Origin of the sequence: Amycolatopsis sp. NPDC023774 (genome assembly GCF_040639695.1) — a bacterium.
In the GTDB taxonomy this organism is placed as follows: Bacteria; Actinomycetota; Actinomycetes; order Mycobacteriales; family Pseudonocardiaceae; genus Amycolatopsis.
Genome location: NZ_JBFAAJ010000030.1, coordinates 73,255 through 92,485, shown reverse-complemented (window position 1 = coordinate 92,485; position 19,231 = coordinate 73,255). Strand labels below are relative to the sequence as shown.

Genomic DNA, 19,231 nt, shown 5'->3' with positions numbered 1-19,231 from the left:
TGTGGTTTACCCCGTGCCTGAGGCTGTTGGCGAGCTCGATCGCGTCGCCCGCGTAGGCCTTTGGTGGCGCGGATGAAGTCGGCCTCATATTCGAGTGGCCCGAAAATGCCGGACTGATCAACGTGAAAGGAAGAACAGTTGATGCGTGCCGCTGGAGTGCGTGAGATTGGAGGTCAAGTCGAGTTGCTCGACCTCCCCGAGCCTGGTGGCCCCGGTCCCGAGGAAGTGTTGGTCGAGGTCGCGGCAGCCGGCGTCGGAAACTGGGACGACATCGTCCGAGTGGGGGCGTGGAACGTCGGGTTGACCGCGCCCATGGCGCTCGGCGTGGAAGTCGCCGGCACGGTCGTCGCGGTCGGTTCGAAGGTCACGAACCTCCGGCCGGGCGATGAGGTCCTCGGCCATCCGCTTCCGCTGCGTCACCAGGGCTGCTGGGCCGAGCGCCTGGTCGTGGGCGCCGATCTGCTCGTGCTGAAGCCTCCCGGTGTGCCGTGGGGCACGGCGGCGGCGTTCCCAGTGCCTGCGCTGACCGCGGAGCAGGTGCTCTCCGAGGCGCTCAAAGTCGCCGAGAACGAGACGCTGCTCGTCCACGGCGCCGGCGGGACGACCGGCGGGTTGGCTGTGCAGCTCGCCGCGCTGCGGGGGGTCCGGGTGATCGGCACTTCCGGACCGTCGAGCACCGCCCGAGTGGTACAGGCCGGGGCGGCAGAGGTCGTCGACTACCACGACAGCCACTGGCCTGACCGCGTCCGTGAACTGACCGGTGGCGTCGACGCCGCCGTCAACGCGGTTTCCGGAGGCAGCGCCGACACCGTCCTGGCCTTGCGAGACGGCGGCCGGATGGCGACCATCACCGGCGACCCACCGGCGGCCGAGCGCGGCATCAGCGTCGCCGACGTCTACGTGCGCCCGGCCTCGACCCAGCTCGAGGAGCTTTCTGCTCCTGGGTGATGGTCGGCTGACCCTGTCGGTGGGCGCCACACTGCCCCTGTCCGAGGCGGCGACGGCCCTTGAACGCGCTGTTTCCGGCGCGAACGGCGGTCCGGTCGTCCTTCGAGTCGCCCCGGGGCGTACCGGAACCTGAGTTCTGTCCCGTAAACGGCAACCGGCGCCGGCGCCGGTTGCGTCGTCTCGTCTGTGGTCGCCAGTGGTTCGACCACGGCTGTTGCTCTCGATCCTCCGCGCTCGGCAACTGTCCACACCGGACCCAAGCGCTCCTCGCGGCCGGCCCGTCGTCGAGCGGGATCGCAGGTATTGCCCGTTCGTACCCCAGGATCCTGCACCGAGGAAGGTTCGCGACGCCGTGGGTAAGACAGTGCGGTGGAGCGACACCTACTCACCCGTACGAGGAAACGGGATTCCACAGAAAAGGAACCGACAACAGAATGGCAAGACACATCATCACCCGAGTCGCGCTCGGGGCCGCGGCGGTGTTGGCGACCATCACGATCGCGGCTCCAGAGACCTCGGCGTCCGCGGCGCAGGGACACAGCGGTGCGGTGTTCGTGCAGACCGACAGCCCGACGGGCAACGCCGTCGTCGCCTACAGCCGGTCCACCGACGGGACGTTGAAGCAAGCGGCCGTTTACAAGACCGGTGGTCTCGGCGGCGTGCTGGACGGGTCGGTCGTCGACCACCAGGCTTCGCAGGGCTCGCTCGTGTACGACGAACGCAATCAGGTGCTGATCGCGACGAACGCCGGCAGCAACACCGTGACCGTGTTCGCCGTCCGCGGTAGCCGGCTGATCCGCATTCAGACCGTCGCTTCCGGCGGCCGGTTCCCCGTGAGCGTCGCCGTCCACGGCGACCGGGTCTATGTCCTCAACGCTCTGGACGGTGGGTCGCTGCAGGGGTACTGGAACCTCGGTGGTCACCTCATCCCGCTGCCCGGCCAGCACCGGGCGCTGGGGCTCGACCCCAACGCCGCGCCGCAGTTCACGCACACCCCCGCCGAGGTCGAGTTCACGCCCGACGGAGCACACCTCGTGGTGGCGACCAAGGCCGTCGGCGACAGCCTGATGGTCTACTCGGTCAACACCCTGCTCGGACTGTCCGCCAAGGCGACGGTCACGTCGACGGGATCCGGCTCTGTTCCGTTCGGCTTCGCCTTCGACCACAGCGGCCGGGTCCTGCTCACGGAAGCCGGCCCCAACGCGCTCGTCTCGGCGCAGATCGACAGGGCCGGGCGGGCGACTCTCTCCGAGACCGCGCCCACCGGCCAGGCGGCGAGCTGCTGGATCACGGCCGCCGGCGCCTACGCCTACGTCGCCAACGCCGGCAGCGGCACCATCACGACCTACCACGTAGGCGGCGGGAAGCTCGACCTGATCGGCCAGACGCCTGCTTCGCCCGGCACGATCGACCTCACCACGTCCGGTGACGGCAAGTTCCTCTACGCACAGGCCGGAAAGGACGGCGAAGTCGACGCCTTCCGCATCGGCCGCGACGGCCGCCTCACCGCGGTCGGCACGATCACGGTGCCGGACGCCGTCGGTGGCGAGGGGATCGTCGCCTCCTGACACACTGACGGGTGGGTGCCGGCACCTGCGCCCACCCGTCTCGTCGTGCCGGCGCTCGTGGCGTTACGGATCCGGGGTCAGTTGCGGCCGGCCATGACGCCGCCGTCGACGTCGACGATCGCGCCGGTCATCCAGCTCGACTTGTCCGACAGCAGGAACGACACCGCGTTCGCGATGTCCTCCGGTGTGCCGACCCGCCCGAGCGGATGGACGCCGGCGAAGCTGTTCACCGTCTCGTCGAGCTTGTCCTCGGGCACGAAGCCCAAGTAGAGGGGTGTCTTGACGACCGCGGGAGCGACCGCGTTGACGCGGATTCCGTGCGGTGCGAGCTCGATCGCGAGCGCCTTGGTGAACGAATGGATACCGCCCTTCTGCACGGAGTAACCGGCGTGTGGTGTGGCCGCGATGCCCTGGTGCGCCCACATCGAGCCGACGTTGACGATGGCACCGCCCTTACCGCCCGCGAGCATGCCCGCGACGACGGTCTGCGTGATGAAGAACAGCGCTCGGTTCAGTTCGTTGTACGAGTCGTAGAAGGCTTCGTCGTATTCGCTGAACGCCCTCGGGATGAAGAACCCCGCCGCGTTCACGAGCAGGTTGGCATCGGCGTGTTCGGCCGCGAGCTGCTTGCGGACCTCGGGTACCTGGTCACGGTCGGTCAGCTCGGTCGTGATGCCCCAGGCCTTTCCCTTCTGCGACAGAGCTTCGACCGCCGCCTGGACCCGGTCGGGATTGCGACCTGTGATCACCGCAGTGCCACCCCCGGCGACCACTTGATGGGCCGTGGCCAACCCCATACCGCTGCTGCCACCGACCACCACGACCTTCTGGCCTTCGAAACTCTCGCTCATGACTTTGCTCCTTCATACGAAATCCCGGACACCGGGTGGTTCCCGGATCGGGCTGCCAGGACCTTGGTGCCGCGCGGACGACGGTTCTTACCGACGATCACGGAGACCGCTGGGGAAGGCGGCGCGCGCAACGTGCGCTCCGACCTCGGACGCGCTCAGTCGGAGTCGGATTGCGGTATGTTTCCTGGGTGCCGAGGTGCGCTGGAGCTACGTGCAGATGAGTATGTCGAGCACCATGACGACGCCCAATCTTTTCGACGGGCGGCTGAAGATTCGGCATCTGTTGCTGGTCGACGCGATCGCGCGTCGCGGCACCCTGGTCGCGGCCGCCGATGATCTGAAGATCACCCAGCCGGCCGCGACGCGCACCCTGCGCGAACTCGAGGAAATCCTCGGGGTCGCGTTGTACGTGCGGCACCCGAAGGGGCTGTCGCCGACGCCGTTCAGTGAAGCGTTCGCCGCGCACGCCCGGGCTGTCGTGTCCCAGATTCGCCAGGCTGGAAAGCACGTGGCCCAGCTGCGGGACGCCGACCGCGGGACGGTCGCGATCGGTATTCACCTCACCGGGTCGAATGCTCTGGTCCCGCGAGCGGTGGAGGTGTTGAAGGCCCGGCACCCGCTCTTGACTGTCGAGCTGACCGAGGCGTTGCCCCGCAGGCTGCTTTCGGAACTGGTTTCGGGGCGCCTCGACCTCGTCGTGGGTCGGCTGACGCAGCCGACCGACGAACACTTCATCCGGCTCCCGCTGCACAACGAGGCCGTGTCGCTCGTGGTCCGCGCGGAGCATCCGCTGGCCGGCCGCGAAAAGATCGACGCGTCAGAGCTTTCCGGTTATCCGTGGATCTTCCCCGACGCCGAGGCGCGCCTGCGCGGCGAGCTGGACCAGTTTTTCAGCGCTCGTGGTATTCCCCTGCCTCTCAACCGGGTCGAGACCACGTCGTACCTCGCGGTGCGGCATTTGCTCCTCGCCACGGACTCGATCGCGGCGCTGTCAGTCTCGATCCACGAAGGACTGCCGGGTGTCGTGAGCTTGGGTCCGGAGTTCGAGCTTGCCAGCCACAGTGTCGGCATCACGCTGGCAGCCGGCCGCGACCTCACTCCCGCCGCGAGCGCGATGATCGACATTCTGCGGGAGCTCATCGGTCCGTAGGGACATGCCACTCCTGGTATATCCGACGGCAGAACATGCATTGGCGCGGTATGCGGTCGCTGATGGATGCTGCCTGACAGACCTACCGTCGGCCGGACACACGGCCCCCGAGGAGGAGTGATCGGCAGTGACCGTCCCCAGCAGCACCTTCGTTCCCGACGGACTCGAAGCCTTGGCTTTCCGGCACGCATTGCGGCATTTCCCCACGGGCGTCAGCGTGATCACGATCCCCGACGGAGACGGTGTGCACGGGATGACGGCCAGCTCATTTTCGCCGGTTTCCCTGAATCCCAGGCTCTGCGCGGTCAGCGTCAACAAGCCCGGCCGCATGCACGAGCTGCTGCACGCGACCGACGGATATTACGGGCTCAGCGTGCTCGGGAATCGACAGGGTGCGATCGCCGACTTCTACGCACGCAGCCCGTGGGCCGTATCGGCCGAGGTGAAGATGGATATGCGTGACGGCTGTCCCGTCATAGGTGATTCGTTGGCCTGGTTCCTGTGCCGCAAATGGGGTGTCTACGACGGGGGAGACCACTCGATCTTCGTCGGTGAGGTCGTCGACCTGGGGGCGAAGGACGTGGGCGACGTTTCTCCGTTGATCTTTCACCATTCGAAGTATTTCGAGCTGGGGGAAAACATCCCGCGGGGGAGAGAGGGCGGGTTATGACGCCGTCTGCTTGTGGCACGCCGCCGTGCGCGTTCCGGCCCGCGTTTCCCCGACCGAGAAAGCCGGAGAGACATGACCGCGTACAACTCCTACCTCAAAACCGAGGTGCTGCACACGCTGCAGGAGCCCGCGACCGACGTGGAGGGCGAACGGTCGTTCCTCGCGGTGTGCCAGGTGCAGGAGCTGTGCTTCAAGAACGGCCTCGGCTCGGTGCACGGCAAGTCGTCGTCGGTGCAGTCGTGGAAGTACCGGGATTTGGTGTTCCCGCTCGGCGTCCGGCCGCACGAGCTGGCCGACCCGGTAGCGTCGATGCCCGACCAGCACTCGGCGCTGCTGGAAACCCTCCGCGAACCCAGTGTCTACGACGATGTGGTGGCGCTGCCGGGCCGCCGTGGGCTGTCCATTTCGGACGAGGTCCTGCACCGCGACCCGTCGACGCAGCACGAACCGCACCAGACGTGGTACGCGCGTGGCCCACGATCTTCTACGGCGGCGACCTCGCCCTGGTGGGCCTGCGGTTCTGCGGCGAAGCCCTGATGCGGATCGCCGAAGGCTACGGCGAATACAAGCACTTGCACCTCGTCGCCACGAGGCGCTCCTTCGGTCACCGCCCGGGCTACTACGGCTCGAGCGGGTGGCGGCCCGCCGCGATGGGAGGGGAAGGCGCAACGGAGCGACCTGAGTGGCCGGCCGCGATCGAGTATGGAATTGTTCGACGCGGCCGGTTCGTCCGATGTCGACAGACGGACCCGGCTGAGTTGTACCGAGGGAGAATCATGAGCAAGACCAGTTCGATGAGTCCGAGCCCTCACGCTCTCCCCAAGCGCTGATCGCACCGCCGACCGCACGTCCCGGACGTTCCCTCGGCCGCCGGGATGCTTGCATGCAGAAAGAACCATGTGATGACACCCGATTCCCGACTCCGGCTCGTCCCGATGCGGCCGCGCGACCCCACCGAGGCCGGACGTGCCGCGTCGACGCTGGAGCTGTTCTTCGACCTCGTCTTCGTCGTCGCTGTGAGCATCGCCGCCGGGCAACTGCACCACGGGCTCACCGAGGGTCATGTGCTCGACGGGATCCTCAACTATTGCTTCGTGTTCTTCGGGATCTGGTGGGCCTGGATGAACTTCACCTGGTTCGCCACGTCCTTCGACACCGACGACTGGCTGTACCGGGTGACCACCATCGTGCAAATGGGTGGCGTGCTCGTCTTCGCCTCCGGCATCGGGCCCGCCTTCGAGGAGCACGACTACTCGGTGCTCATCATCGCCTACGTCGTCATGCGCGCGGCACTCGTTGCCCAGTGGCTCCGCGCGTCCCGGTCGTCGGGCCCTACCCGCCGGGCCACGCGCATCTACGCGGGAGGCATCTCGGTGGTCCAGGCCCTGTGGCTCGCCTCGCTGTTGCTTCCCGCCGAGGTGTTCACAGTCGGGCTGATCGCGCTCGTCGTCGCGGAGATCGTCGTGCCGATCCTCGCCGAGCGCACCGGGACCACGCCCTGGCACCCCCACCACATCACCGAACGCTACGGGCTCTTCACCCTCATCCTCCTCGGCGAGAGCCTGCTCGCCTCCGCCAACGCGATCATCGAGGCCCAGCCCGACTTCGCGCCGCCCGGTCGGCTCATCGGTATCGCCGCGCTCACGCTCATCGCCACGGCGGCCCTGTGGTGGATCTACTTCTGGCCGCCCCACCACCACGCCATCAAGAACGTCACGAGCTCCCTTGCGTACGTGTACGGGCACTTCTTCATCTTCGCCGCCGCAGGCGCGTTCTCCGCCGGCATCGAGGTCGAGATCGACGTCCTCACCGGACACACCGCACTGCATCAGCCCTACGCGTCCTTCGCCTACACAATCCCGCTCGCCGTCTTCGTTCTCGGCATCTGGGTTCTCGCGATCCGGCGGCACGCCGACCGCGTCGTCAACACCGCCCTGCCTTTGGCCGGCCTCCTCGTCCTCGTCGACCCCCTCATCCCGATCCCCTTCGCCCTGACCGCGGCGATCCTGGCCGGGGCCGTCGCAGTGCTCGTCTGGCGACGGCCGACCGATGGCCACAGCGTCTCAGCCTCCCTGCGCGTCTGAGGGGCCACCGCGGTACGCCCCGGATCGAACACTTCTACTGGCCAAGGTGTCCTATCCGTGAGCAGGTGGAGTTGTATGAGAGTTCGGGCGGGACGGGGGGACCGTCTCGCCGTGGTGCCGTCGAGCTGAGGCTTTCTCGACGGGTTTCCGCGGCAGCGCTGGGGGTACTCCGGCGTGAGCCGGTGGTGGGTGCCGGGCGGGAGCCTGATCGAGGAGGGCCTGTGTCCACGGACGCGATCGTGTTGTTGAAGAAGGACCACAAGACGGTGGAGGGCTTGTTCAAGCAGTTCGAAAAGGCAGGGGAGAAGGCGTACAAGGAGAAGCGCCGGATCGCCGACTCGATCATCGAGGAACTGACGATCCACGCGTACCTCGAGGAGGAGATCTTCTACCCCGCCGCGCGTGAGGCTGTGCCCGAGACGAAGGACCACGTGCTGGAAAGCGTGGAGGAGCACCACGTCGTCGTGTGGATGCTGTCGGAGCTCACCGGGCTGGCCGCCACGGACGAGACCTTCGATGCGAAAGTCACGGTGCTGACGGAGAATGTCCGCCATCACGTGGAAGAGGAAGAGGACGAGTGGTTCCCGCAGGTGCGGTCGGCGATGGGCCGCAAGCGTCTGCAGGAGCTGGGCCGACGGATGCTGGACGCGCGGGCGCGGGCGCCGAAGGACCCGTTGAAGTTGAGTAGCGCGAGCGCTTGACCGATACTCGCCGGCTCAGCGGCCGGATTGTCCGATGTGGATCATCCCCACTACCTTGCTTCTACGGCCGTGCGGCGATCTGGGCGTACCGCGTGGGTTGTGTGAGAAATCGCTTGTGCGGTGCGGACGCTGCAGTGCGCGCGTCGAGGCCCGCGTGGGCACGGCGGCTGTGCGAGTCCGCGGGTGAACGAGAAGCGGGCTGCTCGGCGTGCGCACTCCCGGGCTGATCCTCAGTGTTCTCGTTGGCCGATGCCCGCTGTCTCTGAAGCACCGCAGTGAACCCCTGGCAAGGTGCTGCCAGGGGTTCACTGCGGTTGCCTCACGCAGCGGGAGGAGTGCGGCGCGGCTCGGCGGGCGGGTAGGTGTTCACCGGCGGGGTACGAGCCGAGTCGGCGGCGGGGTAACCCGCCATCGCATCCGGCTTGGGGCCACGGCGCAGCAGGCCCGCGAGACCGAGGAGACCGACCAGGCCCAGCAGACCCCACAGCCCTTTGTCGCCGTTGTCGTCGTCGTGATCGTCGTCGCCTGCGGTGTCACGCCGGTCCCGCGCCAGTTGGGCGACGGTGGTGTGCGCCGGGGTGGCCGCCGCCGCGGTGCCGGCCGCGGCCAGCGGAAACGTCACCGCGGCGAGCAGCGTGCACACGGCGCGACATGCTTTTCCGGTCATTCTTCTGCCTCCTTTCGAGAACTCAGGGGTGTCCACCGGCGGGGTCGTCGCGCAATCCGGGTGATCGAAGCCCTCAGCTGCTGGAGCGTGCCTCCGGGTGACCGCTTTCCCGGACGCCGGTTCGGACGACCCGGCTCCGGCGGGCGGTGACGATCGTGTCTCTGCAGCTGGATCGCCCTCGGTTTCGGTTTCCGGTGCCGGCGTTGGTGGCGTTGCCGTCGTTCGAAGCTGTTCGGGTGTGGGTGGTGCTGGCGCGACGGCAGCGGAAACGGGTTCCGGGGCGAGGTCGCCGGACATGGTGCCGGATTCCGAGACGGTCGCGTCCGAGGCGCGTATCCGTGTCGCCACGGGTTGCGCGGCTACGCCGACGGAGGCCGTCTGCCCGTGGACCGAGGACTCCGGGTCGCCGGTCGCGGTGCGGAGGAAAGAGCTTCCCGGGTGCCGGAGCGAGCTCGTGGGACCGCGAGCGACGGTGGTTGCCGCCAACCGGCGCCGTCGTTGTGCAGCATCTCGGACGTGATCCGCGGCAGCATGAGCGGTGTGTGCGCCGCGTCTGCGTTCGGGAGAGCGGGCTCGTGCGCGCTCGGGTAGGCCGCCAGCGGATCCACCGACGCCCGCGTGTCGGTCCGGCGCAGCCGAAGCAGCCCAAAGACCCCTCGTATCCCCACCAGCGCTGCCAGTCCCCACCAGGCTGGTCATGGCCATCCTCGCTTTCCCCGTGCCGATGGTTCGCCCCGGATAACCGATTGCCTTCCGGGCAATCGGAACACCACCTACGTGAGTGACGCACTGGAGCGGTGTGACGGGGAACGTCTTCGGCGAAGAGTTCGGCCAGGCGCCGCAGCCGGTCCTCGACGACGCGCCCGGACTTCTTCGAGCTCGGCGGCGATACGCCAAAGCACCTCGCTGCGAAGCAGTTGTCCGCTTCGGTCGGCATGTCCTGCAGCCGGCCGTTGTGCGCGTCGCCACCGCGGTGGCCCCACTCGAGCTGGTGCCGGAGCCCGCCGCGCAGCGCGGCCGGCACCACCGGTGGCCGGTCGGGGCGTCGGCTGGGCACGCGCAACCTCGACCGCGGCGCACGCCGCCTGCGCCCGGCCACGCGCGTCCCCGCGCACCCACATCGGCGCGTGAACGACCGGTCGTCGCGCGCCAGCACCAGCACTCACCGTAGCCACGGCGACGATGCGCTGGATTCACACAGACCAGCTCGATCACGCCGGTACGGTCATGCGTGCACAACGACAACGCGGCTGCGCCGACAAGGTGCCCGGCCAGCCGAAGTTCGATCCGGCCGGTCGCTACCGGCGCGCGATCACCCGGCGGAGGCCCCATCGGGCGACAAGGTGCTGCGCAGCGCCGGACGTACCGGCACGTCCGACCTTCCGAATTCACCTCGTACCCCGACGGTGACATCGACCTACTGTCGACCATACGTTCGGCATTGGTGCGATGCGCTGCGGAAGGCAGCAAGATCAACGACTTCGGGAGCATGGGGCAATTAGGACATGCAGGCACTGGCCGCGGCGCCCGGTGCGACGGCGCGGGACCCGCAGCGCACTTGACCTGCGTCATACGTCGGCGTGCGCGAAAATCACGAGTATGCAGGTACGCAACCCGAAATCGATCTCCGAGCTGGTCGGCGCAGCGATCCCGCCCGCGGACGTGCAGGTGCACACCGCCGGTGCCGCAGTGGTGCTCACCGCCCGTGGCGAATTCGACGTCTCCACCACCCCCACGCTGCAGCGGGGCATCCTCGAGGCGCTCGCGACGGCCCCGGCCCGGGTGGTGCTGGACCTGTCCGGCACGACGTTCTTCTCCTCGGCGGCGTTCGGCTGCCTGGTCGACGCCCGCGCCCGCGCGGGCGAGCAGATCGCCCTGCTGCTTGTCGCGCCCCACCAGATCCGTCGCAACCTGGGCATGCTCGGCCTCGACTCACTGTTCACCGTGGCCGACACCCTCGCCGACGCCCTGGCCGACGGCGACTGAGCCCCGGACCTCGCGGCCACCGGCAGGCCCGCGCGCCGCGGTTCCCGGAACGTCACGGCACTGCGCTTCCCGGCCGCGGCGAGGAGGATGATGTGAATGCAGCCCTCCGATCATGCAGATGCGGTCAGCGTGACGCCTGTGGCCGACGTCGCCCTCCGACATACCGGCGAGGGCGTGGTCATCTCCGCCGGCGGCGAGTTCGACGCCGTCACCAGCCCCCAGCTGCGGGAAACCGTGCACCACGCCCTCGCCGAGAAGCCCACCGTGCTCGTGCTGGACCTGACCGGGACCGTGTTCTTCTCCTCGGTCGCCATCGGCGTTCTGGTCGACGCCGTCCTCACCGCCGGCGAGCACACCGCCGTCCGATTGGTCGTGCCCCGCCCCATCCGGCGCACCCTGCAGGTGCTCGGACTGGACCACTACTTCGACTACTGCGACACCGCCGAGGACGGGGTCACCACTCGCCGGCGCTGAGCTGCCTTCTCCTGTGGACTCACCAGGTGTGGGGTGTTCCGGCTGGCTTCACCTCAACCGTGCTCTACAGTCCCGGTGAAGCTGAGGTGACCTGTCGATGTAGTGACGTGGAAGCAGACGTGACCGTCTTCAGCCCGACACCGAGTTGCGAGGCATCCCGTGGTCAGTCCAAAAAGCTGTCCCGATAGCCGTCGTACAACTCGCTGGGCTCGATATCCAGGACGGTCGAGATTCGGCCGAGCATCGCGTAGTAGCCGAGGACGAGGACCTGCAGCAGCTCTACGATCTCGCGTGCGGACAGCTGCGCGCGGATTTCGGTGAAGACGTCGTCTGGAACGGTCGCACCGTTCGCGACGGCTGCGGTGAAGCGTAGAACCGACCGTTCCGCGTCGGTCAGGTCCTCGCCGATACCCTCCCGCGCCGAGATCGGCACATGCTGTGTCCACACGAAGGTGGCGTTCGTTTCCCCGGCCAGAGCCAAGATGGCAAGCTCCCGGAGTCGTGCCGGAAGCTGCAGCGATGTGCAGAGAGAGCGGGCGAACTCGAGCATCGGCCCAATCGTGGTGGATGCGTGCGAAAGCGTCCGGAACACCGGGTCCGGTGGGAGGTCCGCAAGCAGCAGCGCGACGTGGGCGGGGAGGTCCGTAAGGTCGGTATCGTCGAGACGGGCCCTCATTCGTTTCCGGTGTTCGAGGTGGTGGCGACGAGGCAGCGGACCAGCTCGTCGAGGTTGGGCTGATCGTCGAGCGTGTCGACGACCCTGACGAGCCGGGTGCTGTCGGTGGGGTCGAGGATGCCGGTGGTGATCGTCGTGAACTTATGCACGACGGCGTCGGCGCGGCCGGCGTTATCGGGGTGGCCGCGAAAACCGCGCTGCAGGTGAGAGTGTGTGCGCCCGTCGGCGAGGGTGATGTCGATCCGGGCGCTGAGCAGAGGGCCGCCGGGCTCGAAGTCCGCCGCGTAGGGGGCGAGGCGTTCGATGACGTAGCGGATTCGTTCGTCCTGCCACAGATCAGGGTTCATGTAGTCAGCCGGATCGGCGTGTCCCGGAACCAGACATCGGCACGAGGACACAGCCGAACACCAGGACGATCAGGCGGCCGCTGACGCTGGACCGTAGACGGCCTCCCCGGGCCCGGCCAGGCCCGGCCCTGCTCGACTCGATGAGCGCCGCGGCGCGCTCGCGTGGCGACTCGTTCGCGAGCGGGCTCGTCGACCGCCGGCGGGCCGAGTTTGACCCAAGCGTGGAGGAGTGCCTGGTGGTTGAACCCGGTGCCCACGTCGCCGATGTACACGAGGTCGCCGGTGTTGGGGTCGTATGCGCTGAGCAGCATCCCGCGCAAGAGTCCTTCGCGGCCGTCTTGGCCGTCGTACCAGCCGCCAGTCACGGCCTCCTGCGTGCGCATCTCGTTGCTGCCGAAGTCGTTGTTGCGTGGCATCGGCAGTGCGCAGCAGCGGTTCAACCGGCAGGACCCGAACTCCGCTGAGAGGCGATTGGTGTGGTCGCGCTGCTGCCGGGGGGCCTGGTCCGGGCCTTGGCCGACTGACAGCGCGAGGCTGCGGTGCAAGTCTGGCCCGCGCCCGCGCGCGAGCGGGTGACTCCGGGCTCCTCAGTCCGCACCGCACTGTCTCTTTACGAGCCCTCTTCCCGCATATATGTTGTTGCCCGCAACATATAGCCGTGGTGGGTATCGGAACGTGGCCAGGCCGCTCTGAGAGCGGCCGGCGAGTCTCGCCGCCGCGCGTCCCGCCGCGAGGAGGTCCGTTTCGATGACGATGCACGACAAGGCCACTGGAGCCGGCAGAACGAGGCTTCGCGCCTCGCGCCGCGGGCCGGCGTGGGGCCGTTCCCGCTCAGGCGTGCTCAGGAGCCGGGTGGGCTTCCTGCTGGCGGCCGGCGGTCTACTGCTGGGCTTGGTGACGGTGCCGGCCTCGGCCGCCCCCGTGCCGGGGCCGGCCGGCGGTGGCGACGGCTGGGTGCTGAGCACGAGCGACACGTCGAAGAACTACTCCCCGACGTTCGTCGGCAACGGCTACCTCGCCGCACGGGTGCCCGCGGCGGGCCACGGGTACAGCACCAATCCCATCGTCACCCAGTCCCAGCTCGCCGGGTTCTACGGCGCCCCCTCGGCGGGGCAAGAGGAGCGAGCGAGCCTGCCGGCCTGGACCACGCTCGGGTTCGGCCGCGGCGGCGACGTCTACGGGATCGGGGATTGGTCCTGCGGGTTCAGCCAGTTGTGCCCGACCGCGTACGGGAAGATTTCCGGGGGCGCGTTCGTCGAGTCCTCTCACCCCGGCTCCATCGTCGGGAGCTACTTGGCCGGCCTGAACAGCAACGACACCCCGACTGTCGGCGGCGCCGGCGTCATCCCGATCCGGGACGCCCCGGCCGGCCCGGCGACGCTGGCCGTGCGGTACGGCAACGGCAGCGGCAGCCCGCAGACCATCCACATCGGCGTGAACGGCACGTTCCAGCAACTGTCCGTACCCAGCCTGACCGGTTGGGACGACTGGGCGGTGGTGACTGTGCCGGTGACGTTGAAGGCGGGGACGAACACGCTCGAGGTCACCGTCGCCGAGGGGGACACCGCGCGGGTGAACGTCGACTACCTCGCGCTGTATCCGGACGGCGCACAGCCACCGACGCAGATCGCCCCGGCCACGGTCGGCACCACCACGAACTACCGGCAGTCGATGGACCTGCGCACCGGTGTCCTGGCCACGTCATTCGACTGGACCTCGCCCGCGGGGGATACGACCAGCTTCGCCTACGAGGTCAACGCCAACCGCGCGGACGGCCACCTGGGCACGGTGAGCGTGCAGGCCGTTCCGCACTGGAGTGGAACGGCCACCGTCGTCGACGAGTTCGACGGTCGAGGCCTCGACCACGCCTCGACGACGGACCCGCGCGTGGACGGCAGGACCGCGACACTGTCGCAGACCGTCGTGAGCAACGGGAACCTGGTCACCGCCGGGCTGAACTCAGTGCTGCGCGTCGGCGGGAATACGGTGCCGACCGAGGCGATCACCGACCCGGGTGACGGCGGTGCCGGACAACGAGCGACTTTCCCGGTCCGCGCTGGACAGCCGTTGCGGATCACCAAGTACGTCGGCGTCGCCTCCAGCGTCGACACCGACCGGCCGCTCGCGGCCGCGACTCCCCAGCAGGCCGCCGCGAAGACCGCGGCCCGCGCCGCCGCCGACGGCTATCAGCGCGCGCTGGCCCGCAACCGCGACGCCTGGTCACGCCTGTGGCAGTCGAGCATCTCGGTTCCCGGTGACCCCACCATGACCGCGCAGATCCACGCGTCGATGTTCTATCTGCTCGCGAGTGTGCGCAGCGGCGTCATCTGGAGCGCCAGCCCGGGCGGGCTGTCGTCGGACGGCTACAGCGGTCACGTGTTCTGGGACACGGAGACGTGGATGTACCCGGCACTGCTCGCCCAGTACCCCGACATCGCCGCCGACGCGAACACCTACCGGCAGCAGCGCCTGCCGGCGGCCCAGGCCGCCGCTGCCGCACTGTCCACTCCGGACCACCCGATCAAGGGCGCGAAGTTCCCGTGGCAGAGCGCGCTGACCGGCAAGGAGACCACCCCGGATTGGTCCCCCGACGGCAAGCAGGAAATCCACATCAACTCCGACGTCGCCCTGGCGCAGTGGCAGTACTACGAAGCGTCCGGCGACAAGACCTGGCTGCGGGACAAGGCCTGGCCCGTGCTGCAGGGCATCGCCGACTACTGGGCCACGCGTGCCGTTCCCGACCCGGCCGGCGGTTACGCCATCAAGGATGTCAAAGGTCCGGACGAGTATCACGACAACGTCGACAACAGCGTGACCACCAACGCCGGAGCGCAAGCCTCGCTGCGCATCGCGATCCGCGCCGCGGGCATCCTCGGCCGGGCCGCCGATCCGGCCTGGCGCAAGGTCGCCGACGGCCTGAAGATCCCGGTCGACACCACGGCGAACATCCATCCCGAGTTCGACGGGTACTCCGGACAGACGGTCAAACAGGCCGACGTCACGCTGTTGCAGTACCCGTTGGCGGTGCCGATGTCGCCCAGTCTCGCCCAGAACGACCTCGACTACTACAAGCAGCGCACCGACCTCAACGGCCCGTCCATGACGGATGCGATCGCCACCATCGCCGGTGCCGCCCTCGGGTCGCCCGGCTGCGATGTCTACACCTCCCTGCGCAACAGCGCGGATCCGTACCTGGCGGCACCGTTCAACCAGTGGTATGAGACCCGCACCGGCGGAGCGTTCGACTTCACCACCGGCCAGGGCGGTTATCTGCAGGAGTTCCTCTACGGGTTCACCGGGCTGCGCTGGGGAACCGACGCCGTCACCGTCGATCCCTTCCTGCCGCCGCAACTGCCGGGTGTCGACCTCACCGGGGTCAAGTGGCACGGCCGCTCGTTCGACCTGTCCGTCGGCGGGCGAACGACGAAACTGACCCTGCGCTCCGGCCCGCCGCTCCCGGTACGGGTCGGCAGCGGCAGCGATGACGTGCGCCAGGTCAGGCCCGGGACCGTGCTGCAGGTGCCCACCAGGCACCCGGAGGGCGACGCCACCAACTGCGGCTCCTGACCATCACCCTCGGCCGGACTCCCCAGGGACTCCGGCCGAGGGCTTACCTCGACGGCGCCGCCCGGCGTTCCCCTCCCGGGGCATCGGGCCGTTCAGCTCTGGGCTGACAGCTCCGTCAGCGAGTATCCGGCGATCTCCTTGTAACTGGTGAGGATTGCCTCCAGCTCCTTGGGGTCGACGACGTTCTCGACCCGGTCGAAGGGGCGGTCGCCGGTGCGTTCGTAGACCTCGCGCAGGATCGCGTCGGGTGGGGTGGTGCGGTTGGCGCGGACCACCGCGGCGGTGGCGGGGATGCGTTCGGCCTCGTAGGCGGCCAGTGCGGCGGCCACGTCGTTGGTCCCGACGGATCCCGGAACTCGCCAAGGTGATCGAGCAACACTGTCGACGGGCCTCGGCCGATCTGTGACGAGGCGGCGTGGCCCTCACCGGGCCCGCGCCGTCATCGCCTCCCGAAGGTCGCCGCAGGTCCGGAGCAGGTGCGCGGCCATCGCTTCCGGGTCGGCCGAGGCGAACCGTGCCGTGGGCACGGCGATCGCCAGTGCGGCCGGCTGACCGTCGATGACACCGATGGACGCGCCGATCGCCGTGACGCCGGGTTCGCTTTCGTCCTGGTTGAGGCCGAAGCGGTTGCGGCGTACCGCTGCAAGCTCTTCGTGCAGCGCCGCGACGTCGTGGATCTTCTCGCCGGGCCAAGGGGGCAGACCCGCGGCGTGCAGTGCGGTGACCTCCGCCGGGTCGAGGTCGGCCAGCATCGCTTTGCCGCCGGACGTGCAGTACGCCGGCATTCGCGCGCCGGTCCGCAGGCCCACCCGCAGCGGATGGTGACTCTCGATGCCGTCGACGAACCGGGTTTCGGCCGCGGCGCGGACCATGAGGTGCACGGTCTCGCCGACGTCCGCGTGCAGGCGCTCGAGGTACGGCCGAACCCGGTCGGCCAGCGGCGGCGCCGAGCCGGGGGTGGCCAGCGCGCGCAGCTCCGGTCCAGGCCGGTACTGCCGCTTGTCGCCGCGCACCGCGAACCCGCGGTCGCACAGCGTCGACAGCAGCCGGTGCGCGCTCGAGGGCGCCACGCCCAGTTCCCGGCCGGCCTCGGGCCGGGCGCCGATCGTCCTGGGGGAGGGCGGCACGACCGTTTCGGGTGATCTGCCGGATCTCGTGCGCTGGGTGACCGGCCGCGGAACCGCCGGTGTGGCCGCGGAAAGTGGCGAGTTGCCGGCACTTGCGCGCTGGTTCTGACCACCTCCCGCGCGTGGCGAATGAAGGCTCCGGCTCGGGGCGGGTTCTTCTGTGCCGGTCTACTGTGGACTTGGTGGGATTTCCTCGTCGGGGGCCGTGGAATTCCTGGTCCGCACCGAGAACCTGCTGCCGCCCGAGACCCCGGACGAGCTCCGAGAGCGGCTGCGCAAGGCCGAACGCGAGCGCACGCACGAGTTGCGCGCCGCCGGTGTGCTCAAGCGCCTGTGGCGGGTGCCGGGGCGCAACGCGACCGTCGGGCTGTACGAGGCCGGCGAACCGGCCGCCCTGCACGACGCGCTCACCTCGCTGCCGATGTGGAAGTGGATGGACGTGACCGCCGAGGCACTGGCACCCATCCGCAGGAGCTTCAGCCGGGGAACGGAGCGCCGTGACCAGGCGGGCGGGCGGCCTGGCGGATCGGCGTGCTGCGCCAAGCGGACGGCCGCGGCAGCACGCGGTGGATCCACGACCACGCGACGGCCGGCGCACCGCTGTGGGTACGCGGGCCGCGCGACACCCGGTTTCGTCGGTTCAGGGGTGGCCGGCCGCAGGGCCCGCCAGTGGTTTTGGCCCGCGCGAGTGACTGTCGAGTTCTCGCCGCAGAGGTGTGCGACGGTGGGCCGTAGAGCCGGCCGGCGCCGTCAGCGCGTGCAGACGAAGCTGGACGCGCTGTCCGGGTCACCGGCCCGATACCGGGGCCATTGTGGATAGGCACACAGTGGCCGGGTGCGGTTGCCGTGGTTCGCGTCGGCGACGACCGGGTTCGCGGGAGACCGCCCGCTTCGGACCCAGCTGTCGAGCGCGGACAGCGAGTCCCACGACGCGGCGAAGGCGGGTGTGCCCGAGTTCGCGTGGTTGGACCCCGGTACGACGTAATAGCGCAGGAACGCGTCGGTCGGACGGGCGCCGAGCAGAGTGCGCACGCGGGAGTAGTAGTCGCTGGTGGAGTAGGGGGAAACCAGTTCGTCCGCGGCGCCGTGCAGCAGGATCAGTTTGCCGCCGGCGCGGGCGAACGGGCGGAGGTCGGCATTGTTGCGGTCTTCGACCGTCGACAGCTGGCTGATCCGCCCGAGCCACTCGCCGGGGTTGCGGGGATCCACGTCGAGCGGGTTGTGGCCGGGGTCCCGGGTCAGGAAGTACTTGACCCACTGAGCCCAGTACTGCATCCCGTAGCCGCTGGTCACCGGCATGGGATTCGCGGGCGCGGTGGTGCCGAACCCGAGAAACGGCGTCCGCATGTCCGCCCCCGACAGAAACGGGAAACCGGGGTACTGGGTCTCGCCGCTGGCGACCGGGTACGGCCACCGGAACGGTGAGGACATGGCGGTCACGGCGTCGATCTGGGCGTCGGACAGGCACGCTGGCCCGGTGTCGGCGCCGCCGGGGCACCGGAGCGAGTGCGGGTCGAAGTGGCAGCCGCTCGGGTTGGAGATCACGTTGTCCGCGACGCCGTCCAGGTCGTCGCAGGCGTGGACGACGCTGGTGTAGAGCAGCGTCTGCTTGGCGGGCTCGGGGAAAGCTCCCGGACGGGACAGGATCTGCGCCAGGTACCCGAGGTCCAGGATTTCGCTGAGGTTGTTCCAGGCCGGGTACGCGGAGATCACGCCGTCGAACGCGGTCGGCCACCGCTGCGCGACGATGAGGGCCTCGCGGCCTCCGGTCGAACCGCCGGCGAAGTAGATCTCGGCCGGCGCTGCCCGATAGGCGTGCCGAATGAGGAACAGGGCGGCGTCGCGCGTCTTCTTGAGCGCGTCGCCGGCCGCGAAGTTGGTCAGGGCTTCGTCGTTGACGCCGAACGTCCCGTCCAGCGACGGAGGGGCGGCCGGGTCCTGCTGGTGGCCGGAGTCGCTCGCGAACGTCGCGTAGTGGCGGGCCAGCGGCACCGGCTGGTCGACCGGGCCGAACGGGACGTTCGCCGTCAGGTCGGGGACGGTGCCGTCGAAGCCGCCGCCACCGAACATGAGCGCCTTCCGGTTCCAGCCCCGGGGCAGGTCGACGCTCATCTTGATGTCAGGCGCGGCCGGGTCGACGGGGAAGAGGTCGGCGTCGACGTGGCAATACTCGACGGTCTGTCCACTCAGGACGCTCGTGGTCTCCGAAGCGGACTCGACGCGTCCGCCGGTGGTCGGCAGGCTCATGACCGACGCGGGAATCCGGAGGCCGGCCAGCCCGGCGCAGTCCGGTGTCGTCGGGGAAGCCTCCGCGGCGGCGGGCCCGGAACCGAGGATTCCGGTGGTCCCCAGCATCAGAGCCATCGCCAGCGCGATCGCGCCCTTCACCGTTGTTGCACTCACGCCGTTCCCTTT

The 19,231-nt window shown here is 69.0% G+C and carries 19 protein-coding genes and 1 pseudogene; 11 read left to right on the top strand and 9 right to left on the bottom strand.

The features are described from left to right. Window positions 1-183 precede the first annotated feature (183 nt). Both AB0F91_RS38310 and AB0F91_RS38305 read left to right on the top strand, forming a co-directional pair. Window positions 184-948 carry an NADP-dependent oxidoreductase gene (locus AB0F91_RS38310; protein ID WP_360605862.1) on the top strand — a complete coding sequence of 255 codons (765 nt, stop codon included), beginning with the start codon at window positions 184-186 and terminating at the stop codon, window positions 946-948. Window positions 949-1,382: 434 nt separating this feature from the next. Continuing rightward, on the top strand, window positions 1,383-2,516 hold the full coding sequence (locus tag AB0F91_RS38305) for a beta-propeller fold lactonase family protein (RefSeq protein ID WP_360605860.1): 1,134 nt from the start codon (window positions 1,383-1,385) through the stop codon (window positions 2,514-2,516). 77 nt (window positions 2,517-2,593) lie between these two features. Here AB0F91_RS38305 and AB0F91_RS38300 read toward each other — a convergent pair whose 3' ends face one another. Then, window positions 2,594-3,367, bottom strand: a complete 774-nt coding sequence (locus AB0F91_RS38300) for an SDR family oxidoreductase (RefSeq protein ID WP_360605858.1) — start codon at window positions 3,365-3,367, stop codon at window positions 2,594-2,596. Window positions 3,368-3,563: 196 nt separating this feature from the next. On the opposite strand from AB0F91_RS38300, the gene AB0F91_RS38295 reads away from it, so the two are divergent. The 5 genes from AB0F91_RS38295 to AB0F91_RS38275 all read left to right on the top strand — a co-directional run bounded on the left by AB0F91_RS38295 (window position 3,564) and on the right by AB0F91_RS38275 (window position 7,972). Beyond that, on the top strand, window positions 3,564-4,517 hold the full coding sequence (locus tag AB0F91_RS38295) for a LysR substrate-binding domain-containing protein (RefSeq protein ID WP_360605856.1): 954 nt from the start codon (window positions 3,564-3,566) through the stop codon (window positions 4,515-4,517). 127 nt (window positions 4,518-4,644) lie between these two features. Next, window positions 4,645-5,187: a flavin reductase family protein gene (locus AB0F91_RS38290; protein ID WP_360605854.1), complete on the top strand. Its 543-nt coding sequence runs from the start codon at window positions 4,645-4,647 to the stop codon at window positions 5,185-5,187. 72 nt (window positions 5,188-5,259) lie between these two features. After that, window positions 5,260-5,724: a hypothetical protein gene (locus AB0F91_RS38285; protein ID WP_360605852.1), complete on the top strand. Its 465-nt coding sequence runs from the start codon at window positions 5,260-5,262 to the stop codon at window positions 5,722-5,724. 365 nt (window positions 5,725-6,089) lie between these two features. Next, window positions 6,090-7,271, top strand: coding sequence for a low temperature requirement protein A (locus tag AB0F91_RS38280; RefSeq protein ID WP_360605850.1), 1,182 nt, complete (start codon window positions 6,090-6,092; stop codon window positions 7,269-7,271). 221 nt (window positions 7,272-7,492) lie between these two features. Continuing rightward, on the top strand, window positions 7,493-7,972 hold the full coding sequence (locus AB0F91_RS38275; protein WP_360605848.1) for a hemerythrin domain-containing protein: 480 nt from the start codon (window positions 7,493-7,495) through the stop codon (window positions 7,970-7,972). A gap of 319 nt (window positions 7,973-8,291) precedes the next feature. Here the strand turns inward: AB0F91_RS38275 and AB0F91_RS38270 are convergent, their stop codons facing one another. Together AB0F91_RS38270 and AB0F91_RS38265 are read right to left on the bottom strand one after the other, a co-directional pair. Then, a complete protein-coding gene (locus tag AB0F91_RS38270; protein WP_360605866.1) occupies window positions 8,292-8,639 on the bottom strand; it encodes a WGxxGxxG family protein in 348 nt (115 codons plus the stop codon). Window positions 8,640-9,815: 1,176 nt separating this feature from the next. Beyond that, window positions 9,816-9,971 (bottom strand): annotated as a pseudogene (locus tag AB0F91_RS38265) (GNAT family N-acetyltransferase); the annotation flags it as partial. Window positions 9,972-10,238: 267 nt separating this feature from the next. On the opposite strand from AB0F91_RS38265, the gene AB0F91_RS38260 reads away from it, so the two are divergent. Continuing rightward, window positions 10,239-10,625 (top strand): STAS domain-containing protein, encoded by a 387-nt coding sequence (locus AB0F91_RS38260; RefSeq protein ID WP_360605846.1) that lies wholly within the window; start codon window positions 10,239-10,241, stop codon window positions 10,623-10,625. 138 nt (window positions 10,626-10,763) lie between these two features. Beyond that, window positions 10,764-11,099: an STAS domain-containing protein gene (locus AB0F91_RS38255; RefSeq protein WP_360605844.1), complete on the top strand. Its 336-nt coding sequence runs from the start codon at window positions 10,764-10,766 to the stop codon at window positions 11,097-11,099. A 163-nt stretch (window positions 11,100-11,262) separates the two neighbouring features. Here the strand turns inward: AB0F91_RS38255 and AB0F91_RS38250 are convergent, their stop codons facing one another. The 3 genes from AB0F91_RS38250 to AB0F91_RS38240 all read right to left on the bottom strand — a co-directional run bounded on the left by AB0F91_RS38250 (window position 11,263) and on the right by AB0F91_RS38240 (window position 12,538). Then, window positions 11,263-11,649, bottom strand: coding sequence for a hypothetical protein (locus tag AB0F91_RS38250; RefSeq protein ID WP_360605842.1), 387 nt, complete (start codon window positions 11,647-11,649; stop codon window positions 11,263-11,265). Between the two features lie 122 nt (window positions 11,650-11,771). After that, entirely contained in the window at window positions 11,772-12,122 is a 351-nt protein-coding gene (locus AB0F91_RS38245; RefSeq protein WP_360605840.1) for a hypothetical protein, read from the bottom strand. After that, window positions 12,119-12,538 carry a hypothetical protein gene (locus AB0F91_RS38240; RefSeq protein WP_360605838.1) on the bottom strand — a complete coding sequence of 140 codons (420 nt, stop codon included), beginning with the start codon at window positions 12,536-12,538 and terminating at the stop codon, window positions 12,119-12,121. Before AB0F91_RS38240 ends, AB0F91_RS38245 begins: the two co-directional genes overlap by 4 nt. Window positions 12,539-12,974: 436 nt before the next feature. On the opposite strand from AB0F91_RS38240, the gene AB0F91_RS38235 reads away from it, so the two are divergent. Next, window positions 12,975-15,689 carry a glycosyl hydrolase family 65 protein gene (locus AB0F91_RS38235; protein ID WP_360605836.1) on the top strand — a complete coding sequence of 905 codons (2,715 nt, stop codon included), beginning with the start codon at window positions 12,975-12,977 and terminating at the stop codon, window positions 15,687-15,689. A 92-nt stretch (window positions 15,690-15,781) separates the two neighbouring features. Here the strand turns inward: AB0F91_RS38235 and AB0F91_RS38230 are convergent, their stop codons facing one another. Next, window positions 15,782-16,018, bottom strand: a complete 237-nt coding sequence (locus AB0F91_RS38230) for a hypothetical protein (RefSeq protein ID WP_360605834.1) — start codon at window positions 16,016-16,018, stop codon at window positions 15,782-15,784. Between the two features lie 93 nt (window positions 16,019-16,111). Continuing rightward, window positions 16,112-16,816, bottom strand: coding sequence for an IclR family transcriptional regulator (locus AB0F91_RS38225; protein ID WP_360605832.1), 705 nt, complete (start codon window positions 16,814-16,816; stop codon window positions 16,112-16,114). 205 nt (window positions 16,817-17,021) lie between these two features. Here AB0F91_RS38225 and AB0F91_RS38220 point away from each other — a divergent pair, with 205 nt between their 5' ends. After that, a complete protein-coding gene (locus AB0F91_RS38220) occupies window positions 17,022-17,636 on the top strand; it encodes a muconolactone Delta-isomerase family protein (RefSeq protein ID WP_360605830.1) in 615 nt (204 codons plus the stop codon). On the opposite strand, the gene AB0F91_RS38215 is transcribed toward AB0F91_RS38220, so the two are convergent. Next, on the bottom strand, window positions 17,567-19,219 hold the full coding sequence (locus AB0F91_RS38215; protein WP_360605828.1) for a tannase/feruloyl esterase family alpha/beta hydrolase: 1,653 nt from the start codon (window positions 19,217-19,219) through the stop codon (window positions 17,567-17,569). The two genes, AB0F91_RS38220 and AB0F91_RS38215, sit on opposite strands and share 70 nt — an antisense overlap. Window positions 19,220-19,231: the final 12 nt, after the last annotated feature.